The sequence below is a fragment of the Mycobacterium europaeum genome, assembly GCF_034555895.2.
In the GTDB taxonomy this organism is placed as follows: Bacteria; Actinomycetota; Actinomycetes; order Mycobacteriales; family Mycobacteriaceae; genus Mycobacterium; species Mycobacterium europaeum.
In genome coordinates this window covers 4,834,480-4,849,522 of the sequence record NZ_CP157315.1, presented here as the reverse complement: position 1 = coordinate 4,849,522, position 15,043 = coordinate 4,834,480, and the positions used below count along the sequence as shown (strand labels likewise).

At 66.0% G+C, this 15,043-nt stretch carries 14 protein-coding genes; 2 read left to right on the top strand and 12 right to left on the bottom strand.

The genetic code is table 11. From position 1 onward, the window contains the following. Positions 1 to 26: 26 nt before the first annotated feature. Both U8D42_RS22315 and U8D42_RS22310 read right to left on the bottom strand, forming a co-directional pair. On the bottom strand, positions 27 to 989 hold the full coding sequence (locus U8D42_RS22315; protein ID WP_322858205.1) for a VOC family protein: 963 nt from the start codon (positions 987 to 989) through the stop codon (positions 27 to 29). 1 nt (position 990) lies between these two features. After that, on the bottom strand, positions 991 to 2,202 hold the full coding sequence (locus U8D42_RS22310) for a CaiB/BaiF CoA transferase family protein (RefSeq protein ID WP_085288806.1): 1,212 nt from the start codon (positions 2,200 to 2,202) through the stop codon (positions 991 to 993). An 865-nt stretch (positions 2,203 to 3,067) separates the two neighbouring features. Between U8D42_RS22310 and U8D42_RS22305 the strand changes: the two genes are divergently transcribed. Beyond that, entirely contained in the window at positions 3,068 to 3,658 is a 591-nt protein-coding gene (locus U8D42_RS22305) for a TetR family transcriptional regulator (protein WP_062886633.1), read from the top strand. 338 nt (positions 3,659 to 3,996) lie between these two features. Here U8D42_RS22305 and U8D42_RS22300 read toward each other — a convergent pair whose 3' ends face one another. From U8D42_RS22300 to U8D42_RS22255, 10 genes are all read right to left on the bottom strand, one after another. Next, positions 3,997 to 4,818 (bottom strand): 1-acyl-sn-glycerol-3-phosphate acyltransferase, encoded by an 822-nt coding sequence (locus U8D42_RS22300; RefSeq protein WP_110881827.1) that lies wholly within the window; start codon positions 4,816 to 4,818, stop codon positions 3,997 to 3,999. Positions 4,819 to 4,847: 29 nt separating this feature from the next. Continuing rightward, positions 4,848 to 5,627: an SDR family oxidoreductase gene (locus U8D42_RS22295; RefSeq protein ID WP_322858776.1), complete on the bottom strand. Its 780-nt coding sequence runs from the start codon at positions 5,625 to 5,627 to the stop codon at positions 4,848 to 4,850. A gap of 28 nt (positions 5,628 to 5,655) precedes the next feature. After that, positions 5,656 to 5,913: a hypothetical protein gene (locus U8D42_RS22290; RefSeq protein WP_085288693.1), complete on the bottom strand. Its 258-nt coding sequence runs from the start codon at positions 5,911 to 5,913 to the stop codon at positions 5,656 to 5,658. Continuing rightward, positions 5,910 to 7,061, bottom strand: coding sequence for an amidohydrolase family protein (locus tag U8D42_RS22285; protein ID WP_196760415.1), 1,152 nt, complete (start codon positions 7,059 to 7,061; stop codon positions 5,910 to 5,912). The genes U8D42_RS22290 and U8D42_RS22285 overlap by 4 nt, the downstream gene beginning before the upstream one ends. A 65-nt stretch (positions 7,062 to 7,126) precedes the next feature. Next, entirely contained in the window at positions 7,127 to 8,113 is a 987-nt protein-coding gene (locus tag U8D42_RS22280; RefSeq protein WP_245843101.1) for a Rieske 2Fe-2S domain-containing protein, read from the bottom strand. Positions 8,114 to 8,139: 26 nt separating this feature from the next. Continuing rightward, positions 8,140 to 9,318, bottom strand: a complete 1,179-nt coding sequence (locus U8D42_RS22275; RefSeq protein ID WP_085288696.1) for a cytochrome P450 — start codon at positions 9,316 to 9,318, stop codon at positions 8,140 to 8,142. Continuing rightward, positions 9,315 to 9,767, bottom strand: coding sequence for a Zn-ribbon domain-containing OB-fold protein (locus U8D42_RS22270; RefSeq protein WP_085288697.1), 453 nt, complete (start codon positions 9,765 to 9,767; stop codon positions 9,315 to 9,317). The genes U8D42_RS22275 and U8D42_RS22270 overlap by 4 nt, the downstream gene beginning before the upstream one ends. Further along, on the bottom strand, positions 9,764 to 10,900 hold the full coding sequence (locus tag U8D42_RS22265) for a thiolase C-terminal domain-containing protein (RefSeq protein WP_062886382.1): 1,137 nt from the start codon (positions 10,898 to 10,900) through the stop codon (positions 9,764 to 9,766). Before U8D42_RS22265 ends, U8D42_RS22270 begins: the two co-directional genes overlap by 4 nt. A 21-nt stretch (positions 10,901 to 10,921) precedes the next feature. After that, positions 10,922 to 13,129, bottom strand: a complete 2,208-nt coding sequence (locus U8D42_RS22260) for an acyl-CoA dehydrogenase (protein WP_322858206.1) — start codon at positions 13,127 to 13,129, stop codon at positions 10,922 to 10,924. Positions 13,130 to 13,223: 94 nt separating this feature from the next. After that, positions 13,224 to 13,586 carry a DUF4286 family protein gene (locus U8D42_RS22255; protein WP_062886387.1) on the bottom strand — a complete coding sequence of 121 codons (363 nt, stop codon included), beginning with the start codon at positions 13,584 to 13,586 and terminating at the stop codon, positions 13,224 to 13,226. A gap of 518 nt (positions 13,587 to 14,104) precedes the next feature. Between U8D42_RS22255 and U8D42_RS22250 the strand changes: the two genes are divergently transcribed. Further along, positions 14,105 to 14,695 carry a TetR family transcriptional regulator gene (locus tag U8D42_RS22250; RefSeq protein WP_062887743.1) on the top strand — a complete coding sequence of 197 codons (591 nt, stop codon included), beginning with the start codon at positions 14,105 to 14,107 and terminating at the stop codon, positions 14,693 to 14,695. The last annotated feature ends 348 nt before the right edge of the window (positions 14,696 to 15,043 follow it).

The following is a 15,043-nucleotide window of genomic DNA, read 5'->3' as shown; positions in this document are numbered from 1 at the left end:
CGGTGTCAGTACTGTCCACGCGGCCATCACCGCGACGGTGTCGGTGCGAAGAACGACAGGGGGCGTTCGACGAATTCGAACAACACCCCGTCCGGCGAGCGCAAGAAGGCGATGTAGAGTCCGTCGATCTTGGTGCCGGGCAGCGGGCACCACACCGGATCACCTTGCACGGCAATCCAATCCGGCAGCAAAGCCAGTGCGCGTTCTACGCTGTCCACCCGCAGCGCGCAGCGGTACAGTCCCTGGCTGTTGCCGCCGTCGGCCCTCGGGTGCCGGGCCGTGTCGGGATGCTCGACCACGGTGAGGGTGAACTGTGCGCCGTCCTCAGGCAAGCCGAGCCGCGCCACCACGCAGTCCACGGGTTCTGCGGTGCCGCCGGGGGCGAGCTGTTCGCCTGAGGCGGAGACCCGCGTGGGTCCGTCGATGACGGCGAACCCGATCTCGGTGAGGAAGGCGACGGTCGCCGCGGCGTCGATGGCTGCGATGCGGATGCCGCCGAACAGCGCCCCCTGGTGGGGGTCGGCGTCCGGGGGCGCCTGGGTGAGCTCGATCACCGCACCGTCGGGATCCAGGGCGAGCACCGACTCGGTGCCCGAGATGAGCCCGTCGATGGGATCGGAGACCCGTACTCCGGCGGCGCGTAGGTCCGTGCTGATAGCGGCGAGATCGGTGACCGACAGCAGCGTGGAGCGGATGCCGGGTCGCACCGGATCGGTGTTGGTGTCGCGCCGCAGCGGTGGGGTGCTCCACTCGATGGCTTCCAAAGCGCAACTGCGGCGGCCCCCGCGACCGTCGTAGAGGAACGCGGTCTCGGTATAGGTGGGGCCATCCAGGCCCATGATGCTGCCGTCGCCGGGCACCTGGGGATCGGTCCGCATCCGCGTGGTCAGTCCGAGTACGCCGCCGTAGAGCTTCTCGGTGGCCTGCACCGAGGCGCAGTTGAGGTTGACGTGCAGGAAGCGGCGGGCGAGATCCTCGGAGATCGGCATGTCACAGCACCACCGAGTTGATCTTGAAGTCGATGATCTCGTCCTCGCTGAATCCCAGCTCGGCCAGCACGGCGTCGGTGTGCTCACCGTGTGCCGGCGCGCACGTGAGGTCCAGCGGTATCTCGTTGAACTGGGCGGGGCTTGCCGCCAGGGCGAACTCGTTGGCCTTGGCGTCGGTGACCCGAGGCAGGTACCCGTTGGCGATCACCTGCGGATCGCTGTGCACCTCGTGGGCGGTGCGCATGACGTCCCACACACCATCGAACCCGGCGAACGCCTTCTCCCAGTGCGCAAGGTTCTCCGACGCGAAGCTCTCCCGCAGTTCGGCGATGCACTGCTTGCGGTTGCCGAACCGCGCGGTGGCATGGGCGAAGCGCTGGTCGTCGATCAGGTCGGTGCGGCCCAGTCGGGTGCAGAAGTCCGACCAGAATCGGTCGGCCTGCAGCAGCACGAAGGCGATGAACCGGTTGTCGCGCGTCCGGTAGATGCTGGCCACCGGGTTGGGCATCTCGTCGAGGTTGAACTTGGGGATGTCCTGTCCGGTGACGCCGGCGCCGACGATGTCGGGGCCCAGCTGCCAGATTGCGGCGTTGAGCAGCGAGACGTCGACGACCGATGGCTCACGGGTGCGTTCGCGTTTCACCAGGGCTGCGGCAATACCGGCCGCGAGCGCCAGACCTCCGTAGGAGTCACCGAAGCCCGGTCGCTGAATCGGCGGATAGCAGCCGGTACCGTCGGCGTACGCATCGCCGATGCCGCCGCGCGCCCAGTACGCGGCCAGGTCGAAACCGCCCTGGGCGGTCAGGTCCCCCTTGGTGCCGTAACCATGGCCGCGGGCGTAGATGATGGTGGGGTTGCGGGCGCGGATCTGGTCGACGTCGATGCCCATCCGCTGTCGGGAGTCGGGCAGCAGGTTGGTGATGAAGACGTCGGCGGTCTCGATCAGCCTCATCAGCAGTTCAAGGCCTTCGGCGGTGGAGGTATCCAACCCGACACTGCGCTTGCCGCGGTTGGGCTGCTCGACGAAGTGGTTCACTCCCCCCGCGCCGGTGACGATCCCTGAGCTGATGAGCCCGCGCTGCGGGTCGCCTGTCTCGGGATGCTCGACCTTGATGACGTCGGCGCCCCAGTCGGCAAGCACCGCGCCGGCGGCCGGGACGAACGTCCACGCGGCCAGCTCGACCACACGGATCCCGCTCAACACGTCAGTCATAGCGTCCATCGGTTCATCGGTTGAGTGCTGACGGCCGGCGTCAGTCGACTAGCAATGCGATCAGCCTGTGGATGGGGCACGAGTCCCCCATCACGTGGCGAAGCTGCGGTCAGCACACTCACCCGGGCATCGTAACCCGGTTGTTGACGTTTTTGTCAAATGGCGGGTCGCGACGGGCGCTAGCCTTTCGTGCGGCCAACATCTAGCCACTTCAGAGGCGCTTCAGCGGGATTTTGACAATAATGTCAACCGTGGCCGAGCTGGGGTTCGATCCATTGAGGCCCGGGCGCGCAGGACCGTTGTGCCGTCCGGGTGGACGTCGTGGTGTCGGGCCGCCTCATAGCTGTGCATCGGCCCCTGGCGTCTTTCTGGTGTCTCGCTGCGCGTGGCTTGTCGTCCTTTGGGGCGACCCTGGCCGAACGCCGCCTGGACGTCAGCGGGTGGTGCGCCTTCGATGACTCGCCCAACGATGACTGCGCGGCGGCGGGCTTCGCGAGCGCGGGCGCGGTCGATGCTGTGCCGAGATCGGCGACTGGGCGAAGTCCATCGTGATGGTCTCATTGCTGAGATCGCTTGCAGGTGACCGTCATTCAGTGTCGCTCGCCGCCTCTTGGGCTGAGGAACGACCGCAGCAAAGCTGCGTGACCGAGGCTAGCGAAGCAGGTCTGCCGAGGCGCGCGGTTACCGTTGGCCCGGCTTGGCGGTGCGAGCGGAATTGCCTGCATGTTCCAGCCCAAGCCTGATTGGACTTTGGCAATACACTGTCATAGTTGGCGTCGGAGCCTCTGCGCGGCGGGGGTGTCAAATCTGGGCCGACGCCGTGGTTGTCGCTGTCGGGACATCGGAGACAGTCGAGGAGGGGCGGATGGCGCGAGGCGATCGTTCACCGCGTGACGAGCATGCTGATCGGACGCGGAATGCGCTGCTGGAGGCCGCCCTGAATCTGTTCAGCGCCAACGGGTACGACGCGACTACCACCGATCAGATCGCCGAGAGCGCGGGCGTTTCGCCGCGGACCTTCTACCGGTACTTCCCCGGCAAGGAGTCGGTGCTGTTTTTCGGTGAGTACGACTTCATCGACGCCGTCAGCGGGGTCTACCTCGCGCAGCCCGAGGAGCTATCCGATTTCGAGGCGCTGGCAAGCTCGTTCGCGTTGCTTGCGCCGGGGCTTAAGCGCATTCGCAAGCGGATCGCGCAGTACCACGAAGCGGTCGCCTCGTCGCTGGTGCTGATGGGCCGGGAGCGCAGTAATCACGAGGCCAATGCCACGACAGTGGCGAAGGTGATCGCCCAACGGCGGCATCTGCCGGCACCCGACGACGAGTGCCGTTTGCTGGCGGCCGTCGGGATGCTGCTGGTCCAACGTGCCCTCGATCAATGGTTGTCGACACCGGGTCGCGCTCTCGACGATCTGATCCGTCAGGAGTTCGCGGCGCTGCCCGCGGTATTGAAGTAGCGGCCCCGCTGACCCTGACGGTCATCGGAGGGTGGGGCCGTCGGGGCCGCGTCCGCCGGTTGCCGGCACTGGACTTGCCCTTTCAGAACGACCCGCGGTCTGTCGAGGAAAGCTCACGTGTGGCACCGCTCTGCCGGATCGTTGACTACATGTGGGGCGGGGAGTTGCGTTCCCTGCGCATCACGTGATGCTGGCGGCTTCCGCGGACGTGTGAGCTGGTGGTGTCACGGGCCCGTGGGCTGGTCCGGCTGGCGGCCACTCATGCCTCGACGAAGGGGGTTGTTGCGGCCCGCCTGGGTCAGTGCAGTGCGCCCACAGTGCCCGGTGCCCGGTGCCGTTCAGCCCAGCACCGGGAAGCGGCGCTCGTCGGCCAGACTGTCCAGGGCCTGCTGCATGACGTGGCGGACATGGGCGTCGACCTGGTCGATGTCGGGGTCGGCGCCGAACTGGGCGAGGATGTCGATCGGTTCGAGGACCTGGGTGACGATCTTGGTGGGCAGGGGCACGTTGACCGGCAACAGGATGCTCAGTCCGAAGGGGAATCCGAACGAGATGGGCAGGATCTTCAGCCGCAGCTTGTCGAGCCCGAGCAACTTGGCCAGCCCTTCACCGCGGGACAGATAGAGCTGGTTCTCCTGCCCGCCGATGGATACCGCGGGGACGATCGGCACTGCAGCGTTGAGCGCCGCCTTGACGTACCCGGTTCGGCCATTGAAGTCGACGATGTTGGCTGACCGGGTGGATCGGTAGACGTCGTAGTCACCGCCGGGGAATACCACGACCACCCCGCCGGCACGCAGGGCCGCATCGGCGTTGTCGTGATTGGCGCGGATGAAGCCTGTCTTGGACAAGATGTCGCCGGCCGGGCCGGTGATGAGGATGTCGTGACTGAGTGTGTAGACGGGCCGGTCGTAGCCGAACTTGTCGTAGAAGCCGGTCGCGAACACCGGGACATCCAGCGCGAACAACCCGCCCGAGTGGTTGGACACTACCAGCGCCCCGCCAGGCGGAAAGGATTCCAGACCGCGCACCCGGGAACGGTGATAGCCCTTGATGATCGGCCGAATCCAGCCCATCACCCGCTCGGTCAGCTCAGGGTCCCACTTGGTGACCTCCGAGGAGCTGGTATCGCTCGATCCCACTTTCCCCCTTCGGTTCATTAAGCATCGTCGGGTGTGGCGCCTGCGTGTTATTTCGGGGTGAAGCGTTGCGCGCCGTCGAGCCGCAAGACCTCGCCGTTGGCGTAGCCGTTGGTCAGCAGGAACGTAGCCGCGTCGGCGAATTCTGCGGGGGATCCGAGCCGCTTCGGGAATGGCACGTTCGCAGTGAACTTGGCGATGGCGTCTTCGCCGACCGATTCCATGATCGGCGTCTTCATGGTTCCCGGTGCGATGGTGTTGACCCGGATGCCCACCGAACTGAGATCGCGGGCCGCGGCGATGGTCAACCCGATGACTCCGGCCTTGGCCGCGGCATAGGCGGTCTGCCCGATCTGGCCCTCGTAGCCCGCGATCGACGCGGTCAGCACCAGCGCGCCCCGCTCACCATTTTCCCGGGGTTCGGCCGCGGCGATCGCGGCGGCCACCAACCGGGCCATGTTGTAGGTGCCGTTGAGGTAGAGGTCGATCGTCGTGGTGAAACCAGCCATATCCGCCGGGCTGCCGTCGCGCTGCACGATCCGTTGTGCCACACCGAAACCGCCGTGTGCCACGACCGCATAACGCAGTTGACCGAGCTGGTTGGCCTGCTCAATCGCGCCGAGGATGCTGTCCTCGCTGGTCACGTCGGTGCTCACGAACAGCGCCCGGCTGCCCAGCTCGTCGGCTAGCGCCTTGCCCTTGTCGGCGGCGAGATCGGCGATCACCACACCCAAGCCGTCGGCGTGCAGCCGGCGAACCGTCGCCTCGCCCAGACCGCCGGCGCCGCCGCTGACGATCGCCGAGGCACCTTCGAATTGCTGCACCTTCACCATTACTGACTCCTTGGGTTGGGACGGACTAGCCGTCGAGATAGTCGTTGTATTCGGCGCGGACTGACTCCATCGCGTTGAGGCGGCGGGCCAGCAGGGTGATCTCGGCGTCGATCTGGGCAGGATCGCCCGAGCTTGCCTTCACTTCGTCGAGCCGAGCGTGGGTGCGCTCGATCTCCTCGACGAGGCGCTCGCGGGCCTCGTCTTTGGTGAGGAGATCCTGGTCGGTCCAGTCCGACCGAGGAAGCTGCTCAACCCTCCCCACGTCGTCGCCGGCGGGGGTCACGCCACCCGCGGAAAGTTGTAGAACTCACGGGCATTGAGTTCGACGATCTTGTGGGCCTCGTCGTCGGGCACGTCCTTGAGGGCCTGCGCGGCCCGGTCGCGGCTCTGCGGCCAGAACGAATCCGAGTGTGGGTAGTCACACTCCCAGGTGATCTGGTCGACACCGATGTGGTGGCGGACCTCTACGCCGAAGTCGTCCTCGATGAAGCAGCCATGAAAGTGCTTCTTCCACAGGTAGCTCGGCGGATGGTCTTGGTTGACGTTGTTGTAGAAGCGGTGCTTGCGCCACACGCTGTCGGCGCGCTCCAGGATGTAGGGGATCCACCCGACGCCGCCCTCGCTCAGGCCGATCTTCAACTTGGGATGCCGGTACAGCGTGTGGCTGAACAACCAGTCGGTCAGTGCGGTCATCGACATGGTGCCCATCAGCGTGACGAACACGGCGAAAGGGGCATCCGGAGCAATCGGCGGCGGGAAGCCGCCGGAACCGAAGTGCTGGGCCAGCACCAGGCCGGTGTCCTCCATCGCCGAGAGCAGCGGGTCCCAGTGATCGGAGTGCACTGACGGCAATCCCAGCTTGTCGGGCAGGTCCGGGAAGGTTACGCATTTCGCGCCCTTAGCGGCGACGCGGTGGATCTCCTTGACGCTGGCCTCGACGTCCCAGAACGGCAACATCGCAACCGCGACGAACCGATCGGGCGCGGTGGCGGCCCACTCGTCGAGGTGGAAGTCATTCCAGGCCTGCGAGCACAGTCGTGCTAACTCTTTGTCCTCGCCCTCGTGGAACACCGCGCCCGCGAACCGCGGGAATGAGGGGAAGCAGGTCATCGCCTGCACGCCGTCGATGTCCATGTCGGCGACCCGCGCCTTGGGGTCATAGCAACCCGGGATCATGTCGTCGTAGCGCACCGGCTCGACGCCGTACTCCTCGGGCTTCTTACCCGCAACCGCGTTCAGCCCGATGTAGGGGTAGATCCGGCCCTCGTACTCCCAGACCTGACACATCGCCTTGGTGTCGGGACGCTCCCATTCGATGATCTTGGGACCCGCCTCCAAGTATTTGGTGGGCAGTCGATCACTCCAGACCGTCGGGTGCTCGATCAGGTGATCGTCGACGGAGATCAATTCCATCCAGGGCTGTAGCGGCACGGGTGCCTCCTTTGTCGGGGTGACTAGAACAGCAGGGGAAATGCATCCGGGTTTTTCTTGCGGGTCTATTGGGGGGCTGTGACGACGTCAGGTTTCGGGTAGAAGCCGCGCGCCCAGTGGCGCAGCCGTTGAAAGCCCGCGGCCTCGGTCGGCGCGAGCCCCGGTTTATCTAGGTACTGCTGGTGATCCCAGATCTTGATGTCGTCGGGCAGCGCCATTTTGGCGACCCGGAGTCGTTCGTCGTAGTTCTCACCCTCGGAGATCCAGTAGGTCGCGAAGATGTCGGACGTGGCGTCGTCGACGGGCGTTGTGCAGATCGCGATGACCCGCACACCGTCGGCGGTGTGCTCACCGTTGAAGCTGACCCCGATTCCCGACCAGCGGATCTCGATGGTGTTGTGGGTGTCGCCGGGGCGGTCGTCGCCGTTGACCCATCGCCGGCCGAACCCCACCTTGGCGTGCCAGGTCTCTTCGGTGACGTGCTCGGTGAGCACGACGGGGCTGATCGGGGTGCGGTGGACGAATTGGAAGTGGTGGGGGTCGACGCCGTTCTCCGCGACGGTCTGCGGGTGCACGTGGATTCCGGGAAACAGGGCGCGTTCCTGGCTGCCGACCGCTCGGTAGCACCGACTGCTGACGTGCTCGCCGAGGGTTTCGAGCGCGTGAGGTAGCTGCCAGAGCGGATCGCGGCGTTGCACGTCGTGCCAGAGATAGAGGCATTCGTTGATTTCTGACACCGGCCAGGCCCGTACCCGTCGTCCCCGGTTGGGGCGTTGCTCGTAGGGGATGCGGACGTTGCGGCCGTTGCCGTCCCAGACCCAGCCGTGGAACGGGCACTGGATCCCGTCCTCGACCACACAGCCCCCGACGGACAGATTGGCCCCGAGGTGTTGACAGTGCGCGTCGAGGACGTGGACGTCGCCGTCCAAGTCTCGGAAGGCGACTAACTCGGTCCCGAAATAGTGCAGTGGCTTCACCGCGCCGACGGCGAGATCGGAGCTCCAGCCGACCTGGAACCATCCGGTCGGCTGCATCGTCGGCAACTCGCTCACGCAGCGCATCCGCCCGTCGTGTCGATTCAGTGGGTTGGCAGGACGAGCGGGACGGCGTCCAGGCCCATGGTGGCGTGTGGCCACGGCACGGTGGGCTGGGCGCCCTCGCGAAGCGCGTAGTCGGGGATGCGGTTGTGCCATTCCTCGAGGATCAGGCGCAATTCGAGGCGGGCCAGGTGCGATCCCAGGCAACGATGCGGGCCGCGGCTGAACGCGAAATGGGGTGGCTGCTTGTCGAGATGCACGGTGTCTGGGTCTGGATATTGGTGGGGGTCGCGGTTTGCGCCGCCCAGACTGATCAGGATGGTGGTGTCCTTGGCCACGGGACACCCCGCTATTTCGACGTCCTCGGTGGCAACGCGCGGCGCGAACGGAACCGGGCTGTCGACTCGGAGCTGCTCCTCGATGAAGTACGGAATCAAGGAGTAGTCAGCGGTGAGTGTATGTCGCAGTTCCGGGTCCGCGGCCAGCCTCGCAAAGGAGAACCCCAAAGCGGACGTCACGGTATCGAGGCCGGCAAGGACGAACAGGAAGCACAGCCCGAGGATCTCCGGGTCGGTGAGCCCGCCCTCATCATCGAGCGCGGTCAACTGCGAGAGCAGGTCGTCACCCGCGGGGTTGGCGCGCCGCGCCGCAATGTGCTCGTTCAGGTAGGTGTAGAGCTCGAGGGCGAGCGCCAAGACCTCCGGGGTCGGCTCGCCGCTGGCGGGGTTGGTGAACTCCAGGATCGAGTCCTTCCAGTGCACCAGGCGGTCGCGGTCTTCTAGCGGCAACCCGAACAGTGTCAGGAAGACCTGGGTAGGAAACGGGACGGCGACGTCGGCGAGAAACTCACACTCCCCCCGTTCCTTGATGGCATCGATCAATTCGCCCGCCTGCCGCCGCAGCTCGGGTTCGCGTTCGGCCATCTTTCGCGGACTGAAAAACGGGTCCAACAGCCGTCGGAACCGGGTGTGATCGGGGGGGTCGATGGCGATCGGAACCAAAGGGACCGGGCTGCCGAGGCGGTCGAACGCCCGGGCCGAGGAAAAGAGTTCGGGTCGCTTCGCCACGAACTCGACGGCCGCAGCGCTGGTCAGCACCACCTGCTCGCGACCTTGCACGACCTCGCCGTGCTGGCGCAGCTGCTGCCACGCCAGTGTTCTGTCCCGGGTGAAAGGTAGATCGTCGACGTCGAAGGTGGCGTCGGTGCTCATGTCGGTCATGCTGGCGTGGTCCCGTCGTTCGCGAGCCGGATGGTGAATTCGGGTATGCGGTAACCACTGTCACCGAGGTCGACGATGCGGGCCTGCACTGGTTGGCCGATCCGCACGTCGGCGGGGTCGGCGTCGATGACCGCATTGATACGTAGGCCGGGCTGTTCGTCGAGTTCGATGAGGCCGACGACGTAGGGCGGTATGCGACCGGGCACCAGCGCTTGGCGTATCACGATGTAGCTGAAGACGGTGCCCCGTCCGCTGACTTCTTCAAAGTGCACCGGGCCGCCGGTGTATCGGCTGCGTTCCAGCGGGGGGTGGATCCACTTGCCGGTGTCGTCGCAGCGACACAGCATCAGCTTGCCGGCCTTGAGGCCTTCCCAGTACGGCGCCGAGTCCGGGTCGGGTACCGGGATCGGCGGCATCAGTAGCGGATTGGTGGCCGGGGGTGATGTCATGGCTTCTCCCTGCTGTAGACGTTAGCGCCGCCGAACGGGCCGCCGCCGGCAGTGACGAGAGCGAGTTGGGCGCCGTCGACCTGGCGCACACCGGCCGCGTGACGCAACTGCAGTGCGGCTTCGTAATGGTGGTTGAGGCCGTGAATGTAGCCTTCGGACAACAGGCCGCCGTGGGGGTTCACCACCACGTCACCGCCGTAGGTCGCGCGGCCGGTGGAGAAGAACTTGCCGACCTCGCCCTTCTCACAAAATCCGAACCCTTCCATGGTGGCCATCACCGTGTAGGTGAAGCAGTCGTACATGCAGGCCAGATCCATATCCGCCGGGGTCAGCCCCGTGTTCTCCCAGATCTTGGGACCGGCTGTGCGCGAATACATTTCGGTCGGATCGCTCCACTCCGTCCAACCGGCACCGCCTTGAGAGTTGGACGAGCCGACGAGCCACATCGGATCCTGCTTGGCGTTGCGGGCGATGTCCTCGCCCGCAATCAGGATGGCCACCGCGCCGTCGACCTCGGAGGTGCAGTCCAGCACCCGGAACGGCTCGTTGATCCAGCGCGCCGCCAAATAGTCATCCATCGACAGCGGCTCGCGGCGTAGCGCGTGCTCATTGGGCCCGGCGTGCTTACGCTGGGTGATCGCGATCTGCCCCAGATCCTCTGAGGTGGAGCCATATTCGTGTTGGTGGCGGCGCGCCCACATGGCAAACCATTGCGGCGGCACCATGAACCCCGACGCGGTGTCGAACTGGTCATGGTGGGGCACCTGCATCGGTCCCTCGATGTGGCCGAAGCGATGTCCGGAGCGGCCGTTGAGTGAGCGGTACACCAGCACGGCCTTGCAGATCCCGGCCTCGATCACCGCGGCGGCGGTCGCGACCTGGTCGGCCACCAGATTCCCGCCGCCGAACATGGCGTTGGCCCACGCCAATTCCTCGATGCCCAGCGCCCACCCGACGAAGATCGGCTGTTCGGAGTCGTTGGCCATGAAGGTGCAGATCCCGTCGATGTCGGCAGGTGTCAGCCCGGCGTCGTCGATGGCGTCGCGGCAGGCAGCGACAGCCATCCCGCGGGTGGTGCGACCGGAGTTCTTCGAGTAGGTGGTGCGGCCGATTCCGATGACGGCACAGGTCATGTCATTTCTCCAGTCATCGCGTTACTTGGTGGTCGGTGCAGGCGCCGGGTCCCTGGGCAGGCCCAAGATTCGTTCGGCGATCAGATTTCTGACGACTTCGGAGGTGCCGCCGGCGATGGTCAGGCAGCGGCTGAACAGGTAGTCGTGCACCACCGTCCCGGCGGCCTGCCGGCCCAGCGGGTCGCCGCTGACGGCCTGGCAGCCGTCGGGTCCGGTCAACAGGGCCGGTCCAGCGATGCGCAGCGCGAGTTCGGCGACGCGCTGGGCGTGCTCGGCGCCGAAGAGTTTGGCGATGTTGCCTTCGATGCCGGGTCCGGATTCGAAGACCGCGCGCGCAGCTTGGCGCAGGTTCACCGTCGCCAGGGCGTAGGCCTCCACGAGCAGCGCCCCGACCTCGCCGGCCAGCCGGTGACCGTTGCCGCGGTGACGCGCCAACAGATCGAGCAGGTCCTCGGCGACCATGGTCACCGAGCCGCCGCCGATCGACACCCGCTCATTGCCCAGAGCCGCCATGGCCACCCGCCAGCCGTTGTTGACCTCGCCGACCACGCGATCGTCGGAGACGAACACCTCGTCGAAGAAGACCTCGTTGAAGAGGGCTTCCCCGGTGATCTCCCGCAAGGGACGGATCTCGATACCCGGTGCGGACAGGTCGATGATCATGGCTGTAATGCCCTTGTGCTTGGGCACATTCGTGTCAGTGCGCACCGTGGCCAGCCCGAGCTGGCAGTTCACCGCGTCGCTGGTCCACACCTTCTGGCCGGTGAGCGTCCACCCGCCGTCGGTGCGGACGGCCTTGGTGGACACCGCAGCCGCATCCGAGCCGGCTCCCGGTTCACTGAACAGCTGGCACCACCGCTCCTCACCCTCCAGGCTGGGCCAGATGAACCGGTCGATCTGTTCAGGGCTGCCGTGTTGCAACACCGTGGGCACCATCCACTCGCCCAGACCCAAGCTGGGGCGTTCCACGCCGCGCAGCTCCTGCTCGATGATCAGCTGCTCGATCGAGCCGGCGGCGCGGCCGTAGGGTTTGGGCCAGTGCGGCACCAGATATCCGGCGTGAGCCCACAGCTTCTGCTGCGCGGCGGGTTCGGTCTTGGCCAGCTCTGCCCGGAAGTCCCTTACCGCCTGCCGGTACTGTTCGGCTTCCGGCGGTAGGTCCAACGACGTGCCTTGGCGTGCACCGCCGATCTGCAGGGCTGCGACGTCATCGCGGAGCGCGTCCTCGCCGCCGGCGAACGCCAGCAGCACCGTTGCGCGGCGGACGTAGAGGTGGGCGTCGTGTTCCCAGGTGTAGCCGATGCCGCCGTGGATCTGGATGTTTTTCAGCGCCGCGCGTTGATAGGCGGGCAACACGTGCCCGGCCGCCATCGTCACCGCCAGCTCGGCCTCGGATGCCTTGGTGCGGGCCGCATCCCAGGTGGCGGACACGGCGAGCTCGGTGTCGACCAACATGTTGGCGCAATGGTGCTTGATGGACTGAAAGGACCCGATCGGGCGGCCGAACTGTTCACGGGTGGCCGCATAGACGCTGGCCATCTCGGTGCACGCGGTGAGACCGCCGACGGCTTCGGCCGCGGCCAGCAGGCGCACCGTCCGGGCCGCAACGCGGGCCGCCCCGGGGAAGCTGTCCGCCACCGGCGCCGACGCCAAGTTGGCCACGGTGATCGGGCGCATCACCTGATCGACGGAGTCGCTTCGCGTTGTACTCACCGCGTCGCCCGCCTCGACGAGCACCAGATCGTCCCCGACCGGAATGAGGAACAGATCGGCGTCTCGCTCCCCGAGGGTCGCGATTGCGTCAGCCGCGACTGCCGATCCGCTCAGCGCGGCATCACTGGTGGTGCCGACCGCGGCCACGACGTCGCCGGACACCAGCTTCGGGAGCCAACGTTGTCGTTGCTCCTCGGTGCCGACCTCGGCGATGACTGCCGAGACGGCCACCGTGGGCAAAAACGGTCCCGCAATCGCGGCGCGGCCGAGTTGTTCGAGCACAATGGTCAGCTCGGGTAGTCCGAAGCCCTGACCGCCGTAGCGTTCGTCGATGTGCAAACCAAGCCAGCCGGTGGAGACGATCTCCTTCCACAAGCCGTCGTTCTGCCACCAGCGCCCGCTGTCGTCCGCGTCGAGCAGGATGCGGCGCGCGGCTGCGGTTCCGCCGCGACCGGCGACTAGTGATTTGGCGACGTCGGCGAGTGCACCGTGGTCTTCGGTCAACGCCAAGGGCATGATGCGGCCTCACTCATCGGGACGAACAGCGAAAGGTCATGAGTTCGAGCGGATCTCGTCCGCACGCGTGTCACGTGGAACGGGGACCCAGCCGTCATGTCGCTACCCGGCGTTCGCCGCGGGGGGTCCAGCCGGTCAATGACACGGTGCTCAGGTCCAACGTCTCGCCCAGCGTCAACGTGCCCGCCATGACCCGCTTGAGGAACTCCGCCATCACGGCGTCGGGCTCGCGATCGAGTTCGTAGACCACGAGATAGCGGTGCGTCGGCGGCGGTAGCTGTGCGGGCAGGTCCTCGTCCTCAGGCACCTTGACCTCGGACAGGTCATAGCGCTGGGCGGCCACGACACCGGGAACGTCGAGAACCTCCGGCACGTGCGTGGAGTCGTACCACGCATTGAATGCGTCGTCTTGACCCTCGATGGGGTTGCTCAACACAAGGAACACGTTCTCCGCCACGCACACGCCTTTCGGGCCGATGGATTCGAAGACTGGCTTCGTTAGCGAGAGTATGGCAGAGGACTGTCATAGTCAATGTACGGCTGCGGGCTCGGCGTCCGATCGACAGCGACCTGCGTCGCCAACCGTCGTGCGCGCCCCGGCGCGCCGGGCCTCCCTGCGCGCGTCGATGCCAGCGCACGGCTTGCGCGATGATGCGTGCGCTTCCCGGGATTGGCGGCGCCAAGCCGGTGAATAGCCTGTTAGGAACCGTTATTTGAATGCCTGGACCGGCCTGCATAGGGTTGCTTCGTCGCTACGCGCCGGCACGGCGCGATCACATTCTCCGATACCCCGCCCGCCGCCGGCACCGACAGCTGCGTGCAGTGCTTGTGATCCGGCTATCACCGCCAACCGTAGAGGATTTTGACAGTTCACTGTCATACTGTCGGAATAGACGAGGGCTTGCCCGTGGTGCGGGGATCCTTCGAGGCCACTGTGACCCAGACCCGCACATCGGCTTGAGGAGGTGCGCAGCGATGGTGCGCGGTGAACGCTCGCCCCGTGGCGATCACGCCGATCGGGTGCGTACCACGCTGGTCGACGTCGCACTCGATCTCTTCAGCACGCAGGGATACGACGCAACGACCACCGACGAGATCGCCAAGGCGGCCGGCGTGTCCACGCGAACGTTCTTCCGTTACTTCCCCACCAAGCAGTCCATCTTGTTCTTCGGAGCCTATGACTTCATCCAAGGATTCCGGGGGGTCTATCTCGCCCAACCGACGTCGGTGTCAGACCTCGACGCCATGACCGAGTCGTTCGCGTCGCTGGCAATCGGCCTGAAACGGATCCGCCGCCGCGTCTCGCTCTATCAGAAAGCGGTCGCCACCTCTGTGGTCCTGCGCGGTCAGGAACGCCAGGACCAGGATGGCAATGCACAGATCGTCGCGATGGCGGTCGCAGAGCGCCGCGGGCTTCCGACGCCGGATGCCGCGGCGGAGGTACTCGCCGGGGTCGGGCTGCTGCTGCTCGACCGTGCCGTCAAGCGGTGGGTATCGGGCCCCGATCACACCGTCGACGACCTCGTCCGGCACGAGTTCGCCGCGTTATCGGCCGCCTTGCGCTAGTTTCCTCGATGCCCCGAGGCCTGGCAGGTGACTGCCATATTGTCTTATCGGCGACGCGCTGGATTCAGCGTCGATTCGTGCCGTGGCGGTACGACGCCCGGCGATGCGGGTGATCAGTGAAGAACGTCGGACTGAAGACGTTGAACTGCGGCGATAATTCCTGTTTGGACAACGTGACAGGCCCGCCGCTCGATGGTGATCGGCGTCCTCGTGTTCTCTGCGGCTACCCGTGAGATTCGGCTGAGCTCCCGAGAAGCACCGTCTTGACCTTTGACACTTGGCTGCCATAGTGTCGGTATCCCGCGGCGTGGGCTGCTGACAGCTGTCCACGCGGACCTCACTCCCAGC

What these genes read in the sequence shown, in the direction of transcription:
- U8D42_RS22300 (WP_110881827.1), bottom strand. Translation starts at nt 4,818, where the DNA reads ATGAACCGAAGGGGGAAAGTGGGATCGAGCGATACCAGCTCCTCGGAG.
- U8D42_RS22315 (WP_322858205.1), bottom strand. Translation starts at nt 989, where the DNA reads ATGCCGATCTCCGAGGATCTCGCCCGCCGCTTCCTGCACGTCAACCTC.
- U8D42_RS22250 (WP_062887743.1), top strand. Translation starts at nt 14,105, where the DNA reads ATGGTGCGCGGTGAACGCTCGCCCCGTGGCGATCACGCCGATCGGGTG.
- U8D42_RS22275 (WP_085288696.1), bottom strand. Translation starts at nt 9,318, where the DNA reads ATGACCGACATGAGCACCGACGCCACCTTCGACGTCGACGATCTACCT.
- U8D42_RS22265 (WP_062886382.1), bottom strand. Translation starts at nt 10,900, where the DNA reads ATGACCTGTGCCGTCATCGGAATCGGCCGCACCACCTACTCGAAGAAC.
- U8D42_RS22305 (WP_062886633.1), top strand. Translation starts at nt 3,068, where the DNA reads ATGGCGCGAGGCGATCGTTCACCGCGTGACGAGCATGCTGATCGGACG.
- U8D42_RS22270 (WP_085288697.1), bottom strand. Translation starts at nt 9,767, where the DNA reads ATGACATCACCCCCGGCCACCAATCCGCTACTGATGCCGCCGATCCCG.
- U8D42_RS22310 (WP_085288806.1), bottom strand. Translation starts at nt 2,202, where the DNA reads ATGACTGACGTGTTGAGCGGGATCCGTGTGGTCGAGCTGGCCGCGTGG.
- U8D42_RS22260 (WP_322858206.1), bottom strand. Translation starts at nt 13,129, where the DNA reads ATGCCCTTGGCGTTGACCGAAGACCACGGTGCACTCGCCGACGTCGCC.